General features: G+C 70.0%; 12 protein-coding genes. 2 read left to right on the top strand and 10 right to left on the bottom strand.

The window, feature by feature from the left end:
• The first annotated feature begins 253 nt into the window (after window positions 1–253).
• On the top strand, window positions 254–871 hold the full coding sequence (locus ABZ883_RS10010) for a GNAT family N-acetyltransferase (protein ID WP_360904497.1): 618 nt from the start codon (window positions 254–256) through the stop codon (window positions 869–871).
• A gap of 69 nt (window positions 872–940) precedes the next feature.
• Here the strand turns inward: ABZ883_RS10010 and trxA are convergent, their stop codons facing one another.
• The 7 genes from trxA to ABZ883_RS09975 form a co-directional block, all read right to left on the bottom strand.
• Window positions 941–1,270 carry a thioredoxin gene (gene trxA, locus ABZ883_RS10005; protein WP_319663357.1) on the bottom strand — a complete coding sequence of 110 codons (330 nt, stop codon included), beginning with the start codon at window positions 1,268–1,270 and terminating at the stop codon, window positions 941–943.
• A gap of 46 nt (window positions 1,271–1,316) precedes the next feature.
• Window positions 1,317–2,300, bottom strand: a complete 984-nt coding sequence (trxB, locus tag ABZ883_RS10000; protein ID WP_360904493.1) for a thioredoxin-disulfide reductase — start codon at window positions 2,298–2,300, stop codon at window positions 1,317–1,319.
• 104 nt (window positions 2,301–2,404) lie between these two features.
• Complete coding sequence (locus ABZ883_RS09995; RefSeq protein ID WP_360904490.1) at window positions 2,405–3,304, bottom strand: hypothetical protein; 900 nt, start codon at window positions 3,302–3,304, stop codon at window positions 2,405–2,407.
• Entirely contained in the window at window positions 3,301–3,993 is a 693-nt protein-coding gene (gene sigM, locus ABZ883_RS09990) for an RNA polymerase sigma factor SigM (protein WP_360904487.1), read from the bottom strand. Before sigM ends, ABZ883_RS09995 begins: the two co-directional genes overlap by 4 nt.
• 18 nt (window positions 3,994–4,011) lie before the next feature.
• The gene (locus ABZ883_RS09985) at window positions 4,012–5,718 is read right to left on the bottom strand and encodes a protein kinase family protein (protein WP_360904484.1); all 1,707 of its coding nucleotides are present in this window, start codon (window positions 5,716–5,718) and stop codon (window positions 4,012–4,014) included.
• Window positions 5,719–5,839: 121 nt separating this feature from the next.
• Window positions 5,840–7,894 carry a murein biosynthesis integral membrane protein MurJ gene (gene murJ, locus ABZ883_RS09980; RefSeq protein WP_360904481.1) on the bottom strand — a complete coding sequence of 685 codons (2,055 nt, stop codon included), beginning with the start codon at window positions 7,892–7,894 and terminating at the stop codon, window positions 5,840–5,842.
• 34 nt (window positions 7,895–7,928) lie between these two features.
• Complete coding sequence (locus tag ABZ883_RS09975) at window positions 7,929–10,328, bottom strand: DUF6049 family protein (RefSeq protein WP_360904478.1); 2,400 nt, start codon at window positions 10,326–10,328, stop codon at window positions 7,929–7,931.
• Between the two features lie 160 nt (window positions 10,329–10,488).
• Here ABZ883_RS09975 and ABZ883_RS09970 point away from each other — a divergent pair, with 160 nt between their 5' ends.
• Window positions 10,489–11,907, top strand: a complete 1,419-nt coding sequence (locus ABZ883_RS09970) for a CCA tRNA nucleotidyltransferase (protein ID WP_360904475.1) — start codon at window positions 10,489–10,491, stop codon at window positions 11,905–11,907.
• A 138-nt stretch (window positions 11,908–12,045) separates the two neighbouring features.
• On the opposite strand, the gene ABZ883_RS09965 is transcribed toward ABZ883_RS09970, so the two are convergent.
• The 3 genes from ABZ883_RS09965 to ABZ883_RS09955 all read right to left on the bottom strand — a co-directional run bounded on the left by ABZ883_RS09965 (window position 12,046) and on the right by ABZ883_RS09955 (window position 15,195).
• Window positions 12,046–13,335 (bottom strand): MFS transporter, encoded by a 1,290-nt coding sequence (locus ABZ883_RS09965; RefSeq protein ID WP_360904472.1) that lies wholly within the window; start codon window positions 13,333–13,335, stop codon window positions 12,046–12,048.
• A 100-nt stretch (window positions 13,336–13,435) separates the two neighbouring features.
• Window positions 13,436–14,518 (bottom strand): inositol-3-phosphate synthase, encoded by a 1,083-nt coding sequence (locus tag ABZ883_RS09960; protein WP_360904469.1) that lies wholly within the window; start codon window positions 14,516–14,518, stop codon window positions 13,436–13,438.
• 23 nt (window positions 14,519–14,541) lie between these two features.
• Window positions 14,542–15,195: a helix-turn-helix transcriptional regulator gene (locus tag ABZ883_RS09955; RefSeq protein ID WP_360904466.1), complete on the bottom strand. Its 654-nt coding sequence runs from the start codon at window positions 15,193–15,195 to the stop codon at window positions 14,542–14,544.
• Window positions 15,196–15,533 lie beyond the last annotated feature (338 nt).

Here is a 15,533-nt window from a genome sequence, read left to right as displayed (position 1 = left end):
CCTTCCGGGAATGTGGCCCGCTTTTTGCTGGGCCGTTGGCGTTGTCCGGTGTCGGACATGTCCTCCCGCGGATACGATGCCTACCAGATGGAGCACGACCCCCCGAGGCGGAGGTCCCCATGCGATCGGTGCGGCGCGCTGGTGTGGAGCACGATTGGCAGACGGCCGCTCTCCTGGCCGCGGGACTGGGGCTGGGGGCGGTGGGTGGCTTCGTCGGCAGTTGGGTCCACGACAGAAACGAGGGTCTGACCTCATGGGGCGTCGGCTCGTTCCGCTCACTCTGGACAACCTCCCGGATCTCCCCAACCGCTGCCGCTCGTGCGTCTTCTGGGAACTCGACCCGGTAAGCGGTGAGGCCGCCGTCCAGGCCGGGAAACCGGAGCTGGAGAAGGAGTCCTGGATATCGGCCGCCCTGCTGGAATGGGGATCGTGCGGCCGGGTCGTCTATGTGGACGAGGTTCCCGCCGGCTTTGTGCTCTACGCGCCGCCCGCATACGTGCCGCGTTCCACGGCCTTCCCCACGAGTCCCGTCTCCGCCGACGCGGTGCAGCTGATGACGGCACGGATCATGCCGGGCTTCCAGGGCCAGGGACTGGGCCGGGTGCTGGTGCAGACTGTCGCCAAGGACCTGGTGCGGCGTGGCTTCCGTGCGATCGAGGCGTTCGGCGACGCGCGGTGGGAGGAGCCCGCGTGCGTGCTGCCGGCGGAGCATCTGCTGGCGGTCGGCTTCAAGACGGTCCGCCCCCATCCGCGTTTCCCCCGGCTGAGGCTGGAGCTGCGGACGACGATCTCCTGGCGTGAGGACGTGGAGTTGGCGATCGACCGCCTGCTGGGAGCCGTCCAGAAGGAACCCGCACTGCGCCCGCTGTGAGAGCGTGAAAAGGCCCGCCCCCGGAGAAAGGGGCGGGCCTTTTCGCTGTCCGTCGTCAGGACCGGTGCGTCAGCCGATGAAGTCGGAGAGGTCGCGCTCGATGGCGGCCTTCGGCTTGGCGCCGACGATGGTCTTCACGACCTCGCCGCCCTTGTAGACGTTGAGGGTCGGGATCGACATGACGCCGTACTTGGCGGCGGTGACCGGGTTCTCGTCGATGTTCAGCTTGACGATGGTGATCTGCTCGGCGTGCTCGGCCGCGATCGCCTCCAGGGACGGGGCGATCTGGCGGCAGGGACCGCACCACTCGGCCCAGAAGTCGACGAGGACAGGCTTGTCGCTGGCGAGGACCTCCTCGTCGAAGGTCGCATCGGTCACGATCTTGGTATTGCCGGCCACGGGTGTCTCCTCGGGGTGTTGTGCGGGTACTTCGGTGGGGGGCAGGTCAGACTGCCGCGGTGGTCTGCTCGGGCTCGCGGGTGTGCTCGGCCTCCGCGTCGCTCAGGGCGGCGAGGAAACGCTCCGCGTCCAGTGCGGCGGAACAGCCCGTGCCGGCCGCCGTGATGGCCTGACGGTAGGTGTGGTCCACCACGTCACCCGCGGCGAAGACACCGGGGATCCGTGTGCGGGTGCTGGGGGACTCGACCTTGAGGTAACCCTCGCCGTCCAGGTCGAGAATGCCCTTGAAGAGGTCGGTGCGCGGGTCGTGGCCGATCGCGATGAACAGGCCGGTGACCGGAAGCTCCGAGGTCTCGCCGGTCTTGGTGTTGCGCAGCGTCAGACCGGCGAGCTTGCCCTCGCCGTGGATCGTGTCGACCTCGCTGTCCCAGATGAACTTGATCTTGGGGTCGGCGAAGGCACGCTCCTGCATGGCCTTGGAGGCACGCAGGGTGTCACGGCGGTGGACCACCGTCACGGTCTTGGCGAACCGGGAGAGGAAGGTCGCCTCCTCCAGCGCGGTGTCGCCGCCACCGATCACGGCGATGTCGTTGTCCTTGAAGAAGAAGCCGTCACAGGTGGCGCACCAGGAGACGCCGCGGCCGGACAGGACGTCCTCGTTGGGCAGGCCGAGCTTGCGGTGCTGCGAGCCGGTGGCGATGATCACGGCCTTGGCCCGGTGCACGGTGCCCGCGGAGTCGGTGACGGTCTTGATGTCACCGTCGAGGTTCACCTCGATGATGTCGTCCGGGATCAGCTCGGCACCAAAGCGCTCGGCCTGGGCGCGCATGTTGTCCATCAGGTCCGGGCCCATGATGCCGTCGCGGAAGCCGGGGAAGTTCTCCACCTCGGTCGTCGTCATCAGTGCACCGCCGGCGGTCACCGCTCCCTCGAAGACCAGAGGCTTCAGCGAGGCGCGTGCGGTGTACAGCGCGGCTGTGTAGCCCGCCGGCCCGGAACCGATGATGATCACGTTTCGGACGTCGCTCACGGGTTCATTCCTCGTCTCTGTCTGCCAGCTGCGCCGGTGTCCCGGCGGGACTGTTGTATCCGCCTAACGGATCCTACGGGTCCCGCATTCCCAGCGCTCCGGCCCTAACGAGGGTATGTCTCCTCACGCAGCAGAGTGCCCGTTGCGGACGGCGTGGCGGCCGTGCAGGAGGCATCCACCACGAAGGCGTCGACCAGTGACCGGTCGCCGGGATGGGGGAGGACGACGAGGTAGGAGTCCGATCCCTCGTAGGCCCCCCGACGGGAGGCGAGCAGGGTGTCGTCGTCCGGACGGCCGATCGCCCGCAGGACGCATGAGGGCGGCATGCCGTTGACGTCCATGAGGGGGGACTCCGCGTTGGGGTTGCTTTGAGCGCGGTTGGCCGTAGCGCCCGACAGGAGCTGCTGCACCTGCGTGCGGAGTGGGTCGGCCGCTTCGGCCCGCTCGTCCGGTTGGCCGGCGACGGCCGCCGAGTCCTTGGTGTCCGCGTTGGCGGACATGTCGGTCTGCCCGGACGAGGACTCCACGAGGGCGGCGGCCAGCCCGCCGAGACCGAGCACCGCCATCGCCGAGACGGTCAGCAGCAGCCCCTTGTGCCAGCTACGGCGCGAGCGGACCGGAGAGCGACCCGGACCGGTCGTGGCGGGGGCACGGCCGACGGGTCCCCGTCCGGCGCCCTGCGATGTTTCACGTGAAACATGCGTCGCCGCCGCCACGGGTGATGTTTCACGTGAAACATCGGGGGCGGTGGAGTCCAGCAGGACCTCTGCGGCGAGCGCGGCATCGATCCGGCCGGCGATGTCCGCGGGCATCCGGGGCGGCCCGGGGAGCGTGCCGAGCAGTCCGCGGATCTCCTCCAGGGAGTCGCGTACGTCGGCGCAGAGAGGACAGTCGTCGAGGTGGCCTCGGATGGAGGCGGACCGCTGGGGCGGCAGGATGCCCTCGGTGAAGTCCGAGATCTCGGCGACCTCGGGATGTTCGTTCGTTCCCGCCGGTGACGTCATCGATGTCCACCTCCGCCCTTCGTGATCCCGTGGCCCGGCCCGGACTCCGTCTCTGGGACGGATGCGTTCTCCGTCCGGTTCCTTCCCCCACCCCGATCGGGGCTACTCCAGGGCCCTTCGCGCAGATGCGTGAGGAGCGGCAGCAGCCGTGCCCGCCCTCGGGCGCACCTGCTCTTGACCGTCCCCGGCGGCACGTCCAGGACGGCCGCGGCCTCCGCCACGGGGTAGCCCTGCATGTCGACCAGGACGAGGGCGGCACGCTGTTCGGCCGGCAGCGTCGCCAGGGCCTGGAGCAGCTCCCGATGGAGCTCCCCCCGCTCCGCCGGTGCCGCCGCCGACTCGTGCGGTTCGAGAAGCTCCTCGAACTGCTTCTCGTCGAGGACCGACGAGGTCCGGCGGGAGGCCGCCTTGCGGGCGCGGTCCAGGCACGCGTTCACGGTGATGCGGTGCAGCCACGTCGTGACGGCGGACTGTCCGCGGAAGGTATGGGCGGACCGGAAGGCGGAGATCAGCGCGTCCTGGACGGCGTCAGCGGCCTCCTCGCGGTCCCCCAGCGTCCGCAGTGCCACGGCCCACAGCCGGTCGCGGTGCCGGCGGACCAGCTCCGCGAAGGCGTCCGGATCCCCCGCTACATGACGGGCGAGGAGGTCGCTGTCCGCGACCTCCCCGCCCGTGTTCTGCTTCGGCACACTCCCCCCGTTCTTCCGCTAGCCGCTGACCTTGATCTCGGAGATCCGGCCGCGGTAGTTGCCCTCGTCGGTGTGGGGGAGCCGGGTCAGCCAGACCAGGAGGTAGCGGGTCTTGACCGCCTTGCCCGGCTGGAAGGTGACCTTGCCGCCGGAGGCGTCGGCCACCTTGGTGAAGTCGTCGAGAGCGGTCGGCATGGAGTCGGCGCCCGCGTCCGCGGCCATCAGCTCGGCGGTGGTGTCGTCCCCTATGAAGTCGACCTTCACCTTGCCGACCTGCTGGGCGCTGCCCAGGTCGACGATGACGCCGACACCGGACTTCAGGCCGCCGAGGTCGGCCTGGGTGTACCAACTGGTCTCCCAGAAGGTGGACGCCTTGCCGTCGTAGACGTTGCCCACGTCCCGGGGGTTCTCCGAACCGTCGGTACCCAGCGGGTCGAAGTCCTGGGCCCCGGTGATGGCGACGGGCTTGCCGGACGTCAGCTGTGCGGTGCCGCTGGGGCTGTCACTGCCGCCCGTGGTGTGGGAGGTGGTCGTACCGCCGTCCTTGGACTGGTTCTCGCGGTCCATGAGCGTCTCGGCGACCTGCCAGCTGCCGAGACCGAGGGCGGCGATCAGGAGGGCCGACACGGACCACTTGAGGGCCTTCCCGGTCCGCCCGGTGAGGGTCGGGGGCGGGGTGGCCTGGAGCACCGTGGTGACATGCGTGGAGGGGTGGGAGACGGGCTGGCGGTAGGCGCCCTGCTGGTAGGTCGTCCGCGAGTACGGGGCCGTGGACGGCTCCGGGGGCCGGATCTTGGGGGTCGCGGCGACCGCCTTCGCCAGCTCCTCCGGGGTGGCGCACGGGCCCGGCTCGCGGGACGCCGTGGCGCCGTCGTTGACCAGGGCCCGCATGGCGAGCTCGGACAGCCCCCGGTGGATCCCCGCCCGCACCTTGTCCGGGGCGACGAGACCCACGTCCTTGGGCAGGCCGCTGAGCCCGTACGCGTCCTCGGGGTACGGCCAGCGCTGCGTCAGGGACGCGTACAGCAGGGCGCCGATCGCCTCGGTGTCCTCGCGCTGCGGGCGCTCGGAGGTGATGCCCCGCAGCGCGGCCGCGACGGCCAGACCGCGGATGCGGTACTGGCCGGCCTCGGTGCGGAGCACGGCGTCGGGGTTGAGCCGGAGGTGGGCCAGGCCTTCGCGGTGGGCGGCGGCCATGCCCTGGGTGACCTGGCTGACCATCTGGTAGGCCTCGTGGGGCTCCAGCGGGTCGACGGCGATGAGCTCGCTCAGCTCACGGGCGTCGGGCAGCCACTCATGGATGACGTAGACCAGGTCGTTCTCCTCGACGGCGTCGAGGACTTGGACGAAGCGGGGGTCGCCGAGCAGTGCCGCCGAACGGGCCGCGGCCAGCACCAGGCGGGCGCGGCCGTGGTCGGCGGGCAGGATGTGGATACCCACGGCGCGGCGGAGCTTCTCGTCGAAGGCCTTCCAGCTGCTGAAGCCGTCGACACGGGTGAGGCAGTCCTCCAGGCGGTACCGCCTGGCGAGCTTGTGGCCGCTGTGGAGCTCCGGCGGCGCGTTCCTGGTCGGTGCTGTCTCCTCGGGGAGGGTTTTTTGCGGTGCGTCCTGCTCTTCGCTCAGGTCGGTCGCCTCGTCGGCCGTGGCACTGTCCGCGTGAGCGGTGAGCGGCTTGTCGCCGCTCTCGTTGGCCACTCCGACGGCAGCCGTGCTCCGTTCCGCCACCGTCGTTCCTGCCTCCCCATCCGTTGCAAGATCTGACAACACAGCCAAGGACAATTGTGCCAACAGTCCACCGCTATGCACGACACGCGAGAGCGGGCGATAGTTGCACCGCGGCGTGAATTCAGCGGCCCAGCCGGCCACGGACCATGCCGACCATGGCTGTCATCTCCTCGATCCGCATGCGCTTGGCCGCGACGAAGAAGATTCCGCCCAGCACCAGGCCGCCGAGGACCAGTGACAGCAGTGAGGCGGCGGCACCGTGGCCCAGCGACTGCGACACAAAGTAGACGACGGCCCCGGCGCCGGCCGCGGCGGGGATGCTCGCGCCGAACAGCCGGGCGTAGGTGCGCACCACGCGCTTGCCGTCGATGTCCCCGCCGAGGCGGTGGCGCAGCCGCTTCACCGCGACGCCCACGCCGATCGTGTAGGCCAGTCCGTAGCCGGCGGCCATGCCCACGACCGCCCAGCGGGCGGGCAGCAGGAAGAAGCACAGCGCCGCGGCCACCGCGTTGCAGGCCGCCACGATCACCGTGTTGTAGAAGGGCGTGCGGGTGTCCTCGTAGGCGTAGAAGCCGCGCAGGACGATGTACTGCACCGAGAAGGGGATCAGCCCGAGGCCGAAGGCCATCAGGATGAAGCCGATGTTCAGTGCGCCGCTGCCGGAGCCGCTGTACAGCAGGGTGGCCATCGGGACGCCGAGGGCCAGGAACGCGAAGGCGCACGGCACGATGGCCACCCCCGAGGTCCGCAGGCCGTAGGAGAGGTCGTCACGCACCGCCGCGGCGTCGCCGTCGGCGGCGGCGCGGGAGATCCGCGGCAGCACGGCGGTCATGACGGAGACGGTGATGATCGCCTGCGGCATCTGCCAGAGCAGCAGCGCGTAGTTGAAGCCGGTGATGCCGGTGCCCTCCTGGCCCGCCTTCTCCGCCGTCGCGCCGGCCGCCGTCGCGAACTGGGTCAGCACGATCATGCCGATCTGGTTGGCCAGGACGAAGAAGAAGGTCCACTTGGCCAGCCGGGCCGCGTGCCCGAGGCCGTGGCCGCGCCAGTCGAAGCGGGGGCGGATGCGGAAGCCGGCGTCGCGCAGGTACGGGAGCATGGACAGCGCCTGCACGGCCAGTCCGAGCAGCGTGCCGATGCCGAGCAGCCGGACGCCGTCGGGGGTGATGGTCGCCGAGCTGACCCCGGTCGTGGTGAAGGAGCCGAAGGCCCAGATGAAGGCGCCGAAGGTGGCGATGGTGACGATGTTGTTGAGGACCGGGGTCCACATCATCGCGCCGAACCGGCCGCGGGCGTTGAGGATCTGGCCGAGCACGACGTGCACACCCATGAAGAACATCGTGGGGATGCAGTAGCGGGCGAAGGTGACGGCGACCTCGAAGCGGACCGGGTCGGAGGCGATGTCGTGGGACATCGCCTGGATGAAGACCGGGGCCGCGACCACGCAGATCACGGTGACGAGCGCCAGGCCGGTGACGACCAGCGTGAGCAGGCGGTTGGCGTAGGCCTCGCCGCCGTCCTCGTCGTTCTTCATGGCGCGCACCAGCTGCGGGATGAAGACCGCGTTGAGCGCGCCGCCGCCGACCAGGATGTAGATCATCGTGGGCAGCGTGTTGGCGACCTGGTAGCCGTCGTTCAGGGTGCCGACGCCGATCGCGGCGGCCATCACCAGGGTCCGCAGGAAGCCGGTGAGCCGGGAGACCAGGGTGCCGGCCGCCATGACGGCGCTGGACTTCAGCAGGCTGCTGCCGCGGCTGCCCGCCGAGGCCTGGACGGGCTCCACCACGGGCTCCGGCTCGGGAGCGGGCGGCTCCGGGTCGTCCCGGAAGAGGTGCGCGTAGGCGTCCGGCTGGGGCGCCTGGGCGCCCTGCTCGTCGGGGGCGTACGAGACGAGCTCGTCGACGCCCACGTAGCGGGTGGCCGCGTCGTCGGCGTAGGGCATCCGGTACGGCTGGTGGCCGTAGGGCTGCTGGCCGTAGCCCGGGGCCGGCAGCGCGGTGCGGTCGTACAGCGCCTCGTCCACCGGGTCCTGCGCGGTGGGGTCCTGGCGCTGGTACGGATCGCGGGCATACGTGTCCTGCAGATACGGGTCGGGCACGGCGGGGGGCTGTCCGGGCTGGGCGGGGAACCGCTCCCCCGCTTCCCGTTCGCGTTCACCGTCGTACGGCGCGTTCATCACTGCCCCACCTCATCGGCCCCTGACTCGCTGACTATCGGTCCACCTTCTCACCCGTCCCGGACGGGTCCTTACTTTGCGCGGCGGTGTCCGCCGCCGGGTCACCCGGCTGCCCGGGCGCGGCGCCGTCCTGGGCACCCGCGGTGCCCTTGACCGTGCCGTCGGCGGTGTTCTCCTCCGCGTCTTCCCCGTCCTGGGCCGCTTTCGCGTCCTCGTCGTCACCCTCGTCGTCCCCGCCGTCCCCGGGGACGGCACGGCGCTTGCGCTGGTGGTACATCCGCACGCCGGCAAGGACGAGCAGCAGCAGACCGGCGGCGATCACCACCATGACGGTGGAGGTGATCGACGTGACGTCCACCGTGAAGGTGATCGGCTTGCCGTAGGCGACGTGGTCCTTGGTGTAGAGCTGCGCGGTGATGGTGTTGAGACCGTTGCGCGCCGCCGTCGCCGCGAACTTCAGGGACCGGGTGTGTCCGCCCTCCACCGTGACCGGCTGCGGGGCGCCCGGGTCCATGCTGTTGCCCTGGCTGGAGCTGAGTTCCAGCGTCAGCCCCTCGATGGTCTGGCCGAGCTCGTTCTTCACCGTCACCGGGATGGTGCCACTGCGGCCGGAGAGGGTGAGGGTACCGGTCTTGGGCAGGATCTGGACGAGCCCCATGAGATCGGAGAGGTATGTCCCGATGGCCGACCGGAAGGAGGCGGCGCCCCCGGGGTTGCCGCGCCACTCGGTGGACATCGACCGCAGCAGCGCGGTGGTGAAGGGCGTCGTCACCCGGTCCTTGCGGCTGAGGATGACCAGGAAGCCGTTGAGCCTGGCCTGGGTGGCCTGGATCTGCCGGAACGCCTCGGTGCTCAGTTCCCGCTTGCGCAGACTCGACGGGTAGGCGCTGCCGCGCGGCACCTTGCGGTTGGCGCGGGGGTCCGGGGTGGCCTTGGCGGCGGCGGAGAAGTCGGCCGCCTCGGCCCAGGCGCTCGACTCGACGGAGGCGATGGCCTGCGCCATCGCCTGGGCCTGCGAGGCGCTGGGCATGCGCTGCGGCGCGACGACGATGCTGCGCTGCCGGTCGGGCGCCTGCATCGTGACCATCAGCGTCTGGGAGAGGAACTTCTGGATCGCCAGCGTGGCGTTCTCGGCCCGCATCATGTCGCCCTCGAAGCCCTCGGAGAGCCCCGCGTCGGCCACCACGGCGGTGGTGCCGCCCCCGATGGGGCGGGCGGAGGTCGGCGTGTAGCTGGGCTTACTGGGCTCACCGAGGCTGTCGCTGCGGGCGATGACCTTGTCCGCGCCCGCCGACGTGGCGACGTCGACGATGGACGGGTCGACGGCGCCCTGCACCGGCCAGGCCACGTCCGTGGCGGGTGTGATGTGCAGGACGGTCTCGAACGTGGTGGCCGCGAGCTCGGTGGCGGTGTTGAGGTGGGCCAGTGTCCCGGCGACGTTCTTGCCGTGGTGGGCGATCGAGGCGATGTCCGGGTCGGAGAACGGCAGGGCGATCACCTCGTCGCCCGTCAGAGCGGTCTTGAGGTCGGTCAGCCAGCGCTTGGCGTCGTCGGTCCCGGTGCCGGACGTGGTGTGATCGAGATCACCGCCCGGACCGGCCACCTGGTAGCGCCGCGTCATCGCGTCGACGGTGGCGATCAGGTCCGGGTCGACCACCCAGGTGACCGGGAGATTCCGGCCGAGGGTCACCAACTGCTGGAGCCGCCCGCCGGGGGCCAGGTCCTGGGCGAGATGGTCGTCCAGGAAGATCGGGCTCTGCTGGTCGTCCCCCTCACTGCGGACGGCCAGGTGGGGGCGGTCGATCAGCGGCCACAGGAAGGTGTACCGGGTGCTCTTGGCGCTCGCGGTGGTGTACCAGGGGAGGAAGGTCCGCTCGACCCCCAGGATCTGGCGGTAGCCGGTGGAGCGGGTCTGCCCGGCCAGGGAGACGCCGAGCTGGTAGACGCCGTCGGCGCCCAGGTGCAGGTCCTTGACGGGGATCTTGAGGGTGAAGGAGCGGCTCATGCCGGCCGACAGGTCCTGGAGGGCGGCCGTGCGGCCGGAGATCTCGTAGCCGTCGATGCCGGGACTGTACGTGCCGCGGCCCGCGGCGGTGCCGATGGCGCTGCGGCTGGTCAGGGGGCCGCCGGGGGCGACCTCGACGCCCATCTCGGCGTCGGTGATGGTCTGCTTGCCCTTGTTGGTGACCGTGCCGGTCACGGTGAGGGTGTCGCCCTTGGTGGGGACGGCGGGGGACAGCGAGTCCACCGATACGTCGACGGCCTGGCCGGAGGAGTCCGCGTGGGCTGCGGGAGCCGTCTGGGCCTGGAGCAGCCCGGCGAACATCGCGGCTCCGGCGAGCAGCGCCGCCGCTCGACGCGGCCTCGTACGGGCCGGAGCTGTCCCAGGGTGCTGTGCCGCCTCGCCCACGCGCTGGCCGTCCCTCGTCGTCATCGGATGTGCGTCCTGGAATGGTAACGATGCTCGATGAGTCCAAGTGCTGCGGCTGGGCCACAAGATCGGCACAATGAGGGCCGCGGAAGGTCCTTGGCGATCATGGGACGACACTAAACCGGTCCGCCGTAGGGCGCAGGGGCACGTACCCTGTTCTGTTGTGCCGAATGCCAACAACGCCCCCCAGACCCTGAAGCCGGCGCCCGTCATCGCGCCGGTGGCCGAGGACCTCGGCCGCCGCTTCCAGGACGCCGGATTCCGCCTTGCCCTCGTCGGCGGTTCGGTCCGCGACACCCTGCTCGGCAGGCTCGGCAACGATCTGGACTTCACCACGGATGCCCGGCCCGACCATGTGCTCAGGATCATCCGCGGCTGGGCCGAGGCGGTCTGGGAGGTCGGCATCGCCTTCGGCACGGTCGGCTGCCGCAAGGACGGCTTCCAGATCGAGATCACCACCTACCGCTCCGAGGCGTACGACCGCACGTCCCGGAAACCGGAGGTCTCCTACGGCGACACCATTGAGGAAGATCTTGTACGCCGGGACTTCACCGTCAACGCGATGGCGGTCGCACTGCCCGACCCCGAGTTCGTCGACCCGCACGACGGACTGAGTGATCTGGCCCAGCGGGTGCTGCGGACGCCGGGCACTCCGGAGGAGTCCTTCTCCGACGACCCGCTGCGGATGCTGCGGGCGGCACGCTTCGCGGCCCAGCTGGACTTCGAGGTGGCCCCCGAGGTGGTCACCGCGATGACGGAGATGGCCGACCGGATCGAGATCGTCTCCGCGGAGCGGATCCGGGACGAGCTGAACAAGCTGGTCCTCTCCGACCACCCGCGCAAGGGCCTTCGTCTGCTGGTCGAGACCGGCCTGGCCGCCCGGGTGCTGCCGGAGCTGCCGGCGCTGATGCTGGAGCGGGACGAGCACCACCGGCACAAGGACGTCTACGAGCACACCCTGACGGTGCTCGACCAGGCGATGGCCCTGGAGACCGACGGGCCGGACCTCGTGCTGCGCCTGGCGGCCCTGCTGCACGACATCGGCAAGCCGCGCACCCGGCGCTTCGAGTCCGACGGACGGGTCTCCTTCCACCACCACGAGATGGTGGGCGCGAAGATGACCAAGACCCGGCTGGCGAAACTCAAGTACCCGAACGAGACGATCAAGGATGTCGCTCGGCTGGTCGAGCTGCATCTGCGCTTCCACGGCTACGGCACCGGCGAGTGGACCGACTCCGCGGTGCGCCGTTACGTCCGCGACGCCGGCTCGCAGCTGGAGCGGCTGCACAAGCTGACCCGTTCGGACTGTACCACGCGCAACAAGCGCAAGGCCGCCGCCCTGGCGCGTACGTACGACGGGCTGGAGGAGCGCATCGAGCGGCTGCGGGAGCAGGAGGAGCTGGACGCGATCCGGCCCGACCTCGACGGCAACCAGATCATGGGGATCCTGGGGATCTCCCCGGGGCCGGAGGTCGGCAAGGCCTACGCGCATCTGCTGGAGCTGCGGATGGAGCACGGCCCGCTCGGTGAGGAGGCCGCGGTGACGGCGCTCAAGGAGTGGTGGGCCGCGCAGAGCGGCTGAGCCGCACGCGCCGGGCGTCGCCGGGAGTCGTCCCGGGCCGCGAGGAGGCCGGAGGGGGTCATGTTTCACGTGAAACATGACCCCCTCCGGCATGACGGGGTGGATGTTTCACGTGAAACATGACGATGGCGCCGCGTCTCACGCCGAACGGAGCGGAGTGCGTGCGGTGCTCACCGCCACCGCGGCATAGATCACGGCCAGCCCGATCACCAGGGCGGCGGAGCGGCCGTCGGCGGGCAGGATCAGGGCGCAGACGGCTGCCGCGCCGACGAAGGCCACATTGAAGAGGACGTCGTAGAGGGAGAAGACCCGGCCGCGGTAGGCGTCGTCGATCGAGGACTGGACGACCGTGTCGGTGGCGATCTTGGCTCCCTGCGTGGCGACGCCGAGAACGAAGGCCGCCACGAGTATCGGGACCGGACGGAAGGGCAGCCCCAATCCCGGCAGCAGGACGGCTGCCGAAGCCGCGCAGACGGTGATCCAGCCGAAGGCCCCGAAGCGTCCCGCCGACCACGGAGTGATCACCGCCGCGACGAAGAACCCCGCCCCCGACGCGGCCACCGCCAGGCCCAGGAGCGCCAGCCCGTCCCCACCGGAGCCGTCGCCCGCGCCGCCGCCGGCCCAGGCGTACCGGCACAGCATGAGCACCGTCACCGTCAGCCCGCCGTAGCAGAAGCGCATCGCCGTCATGGCGGCCATCGCACGCGCCGCCCGCGGGCGCTCCCGCAGGTGCCGCAGTCCGTGGAGCAGGCCGCCGACCGTGCTGCGCAGTGCCTCGCCGAACCGCGGCTGGACCCGGGTGGGATCGGGGCCCAGCAGGTCGCGGCCCAGGGTCAGGGAGGTCAGCCCGGCCGACAGATAGATCAGGGCCGCCAGGAGAACGACCAGCGCGTCGGACGCCCGGCCCTCGGCGACCCCGAGGTGGATCAGGAACGCCATCCCGCCGCCCGCGGTCGCCGCGAGGGTCCCCGCGGTCGGTGAGAGCGAGTTGGCCATCACCAGGCGCTCCCCGTCCACCACACGCGGCAGCGAGGCGGACAGGCCGGCCAGGACGAAGCGGTTGATGCCGGTGACCGAGAGGGCCGACAGATAGAACAGCCAGTCCGGCACCCGCAGCAGCATCAGGGCGGCGGTACCGGCCGAGAGCAGGGCGCGCAGCAGATTGCAGTAGAGCAGCACCTGCCGCCGCCGCCAGCGGTCAAGCAGGACGCCCGTGAACGGCCCCAGCAGCGAGTACGGCAGCAACAGCACGGCCATGGCGGACGCGATGGCCGCCGGGGAGGTCTGCTTCTCCGGGGAGAAGACCACATAGGCCGCCAGGGCCACCTGGAACACCCCGTCGGAGAGCTGCGACAGCAGCCGCACCGCCAGCAGGCACCGGAAGTCGCGGAAGCGCAGCAGCAGACGGAGATCGCGTACGACGGGCATGCGCACAGCCTCACACGACGCACAGGCCCCCGGGTGTCATACCCGGGGGCCTGATGGGTCGCGTCGTGCGACGGGCGGTGAACGGTGGCTGAACCGCCGATCAGCGCTCGACCTCGCCGCGGATGAACTTCTCCACGTTCTCGCGCGCCTCGTCGTCGAAGTACTGCACCGGCGGGGACTTCATGAAGTACGAGGAGGCCGAGAGGATCGGGCCGCCGATGCCGCGGTCCTTGGCGATCTTCGCGGCGCGCAGGGCGTCGATGATGACACCGGCGGAGTTCGGGGAGTCCCAGACCTCGAGCTTGTACTCCAGGTTCAGCGGGACGTCACCGAACGCGCGGCCCTCCAGGCGGACGTAGGCCCACTTGCGGTCGTCCAGCCAGGCCACGTAGTCCGAGGGGCCGATGTGGACGTTCTTCTCACCCAGGTCGCGGTCCGGGATCTGGGAGGTGACGGCCTGCGTCTTGGAGATCTTCTTGGACTCCAGGCGCTCGCGCTCGAGCATGTTCTTGAAGTCCATGTTGCCGCCGACGTTCAGTTGCATGGTGCGCTCGACGATCACACCGCGGTCCTCGAAGAGCTTCGTCAGCACGCGGTGCGTGATGGTGGCGCCGACCTGGGACTTGATGTCGTCACCGACGATCGGCACGCCGGCCTCGGTGAACTTGTCCGCCCACTCCTTGGTGCCCGCGATGAACACCGGCAGCGCATTGACGAACGCGACCTTGGCGTCGATGGCGCACTGCGCGTAGAACTTGGCGGCGGCCTCGGAGCCGACCGGCAGGTAGCAGACGAGCACGTCGACCTGGCGGTCCTTGAGGATCTGGACGACGTCCACCGGCTCCTCGGCGGACTCCTCGATGGTCTGGCGGTAGTACTTGCCCAGACCGTCCAGGGTGTGGCCGCGCTGGACGGTCACGCCCTTCTGCGGCACGTCGCAGATCTTGATGGTGTTGTTCTCGCTGGCACCGATGGCGTCGGCCAGGTCGAGGCCGACCTTCTTGGCGTCCACGTCGAAGGCCGCCACGAACTCGACGTCACGCACGTGGTACTCGCCGAACTGCACGTGCATGAGGCCGGGCACGCGGCCGGCCGGGTCGGCGTCCTTGTAGTACTCGACACCCTGCACCAGCGACGCGGCGCAGTTGCCCACGCCCACGATGGCTACGCGAACCGAACCCATTCCGGTTGCTCCCTGTGTGATCGTCACGCGGATCCCCGGTCGCTGCCGGGTTCCGCGTCGTTTTCCTGTTGGTTGTCCTGCTCGGCGTCGGAGGACGCAGCGGACAGGGGCGGCCTGCCGCGCCCCGCCCGTTCCGTCTCGATCAGCTCGTTCAGCCAGCGGACCTCGCGCTCCACCGACTCCATGCCGTGCCGCTGCAACTCGAGCGTGTAGTCGTCGAGCCGCTCACGGGTGCGCGCGAGGGACGCGCGCATCTTCTCCAGGCGTTCCTCGAGGCGGCTGCGCCGGCCTTCGAGGACACGCATCCGTACGTCCCTGGACGTCTGGCCGAAGAAGGCGAAACGAGCAGCGAAGTGCTCGTCCTCCCATGCGTCCGGTCCGGAGTGGGCGAGCAGTTCTTCGAAGTGCTCCTTGCCGGCCGCCGTCAACCGGTACACGATCTTCGCTCTCCGGCCGGCCAGCGGCGTGGTGAGCGGATCGGACTCGGGGCCGGTCTCCTCGACCAGATAGCCCTGAGCGACCAGTGTCTTGAGGCAGGGGTAGAGGCTCCCGTAGCTGAACGCGCGGAACACACCGAGCGAGGTGTTGAGCCGTTTCCGCAGCTCATAACCGTGCATCGGGGATTCGCGCAGCAAGCCCAGGACGGCGAACTCGAGGATGCCCGAGCGTTTGCTCATGCCCTCTTCCCGCCTCCGTCCTTGCAGTCGTCGCCTCTTATCTCGCCGCGATGTATCGGCTCGATACATCGTGACGATAGAACGCCCGACCGGGGCCCGCAAGGTGCCGCACGGTGACCGACGTCACATCGGGAAATCTGCACAGCGTCAACCGCCCCTTATGTGATGAACATCGGGCTAGCAGGTCTTTTGACCCTGCGTACTCTGTTCGCCATGCAGAGCACCGGGAACCGTGGGGCGCGAGTGAGCGTCCTTGTCCGTGGTGCAGTGCGGCCAACGCACGCCGGGGGGACCGGAAAACCACTGCCGCTTTCAGGCGATTCCGCCTGTCCTAGGAG

Source organism: Streptomyces sp. NPDC046977 (genome assembly GCF_040644455.1).
In the GTDB taxonomy this organism is placed as follows: domain Bacteria; phylum Actinomycetota; class Actinomycetes; order Streptomycetales; family Streptomycetaceae; genus Actinacidiphila.
Note: the sequence above shows the minus strand (reverse complement) of the source record. Positions and strands in the feature narration are given on the sequence as shown.

What these genes read in the sequence shown, in the direction of transcription:
- ABZ883_RS09995 (WP_360904490.1), bottom strand. Translation starts at nt 3,304, where the DNA reads ATGACGTCACCGGCGGGAACGAACGAACATCCCGAGGTCGCCGAGATC.
- ABZ883_RS09975 (WP_360904478.1), bottom strand. Translation starts at nt 10,328, where the DNA reads ATGACGACGAGGGACGGCCAGCGCGTGGGCGAGGCGGCACAGCACCCT.
- ABZ883_RS09960 (WP_360904469.1), bottom strand. Translation starts at nt 14,518, where the DNA reads ATGGGTTCGGTTCGCGTAGCCATCGTGGGCGTGGGCAACTGCGCCGCG.
- murJ (WP_360904481.1), bottom strand. Translation starts at nt 7,894, where the DNA reads ATGAACGCGCCGTACGACGGTGAACGCGAACGGGAAGCGGGGGAGCGG.
- ABZ883_RS09955 (WP_360904466.1), bottom strand. Translation starts at nt 15,195, where the DNA reads ATGAGCAAACGCTCGGGCATCCTCGAGTTCGCCGTCCTGGGCTTGCTG.
- ABZ883_RS09965 (WP_360904472.1), bottom strand. Translation starts at nt 13,335, where the DNA reads ATGCCCGTCGTACGCGATCTCCGTCTGCTGCTGCGCTTCCGCGACTTC.
- ABZ883_RS10010 (WP_360904497.1), top strand. Translation starts at nt 254, where the DNA reads ATGGGGCGTCGGCTCGTTCCGCTCACTCTGGACAACCTCCCGGATCTC.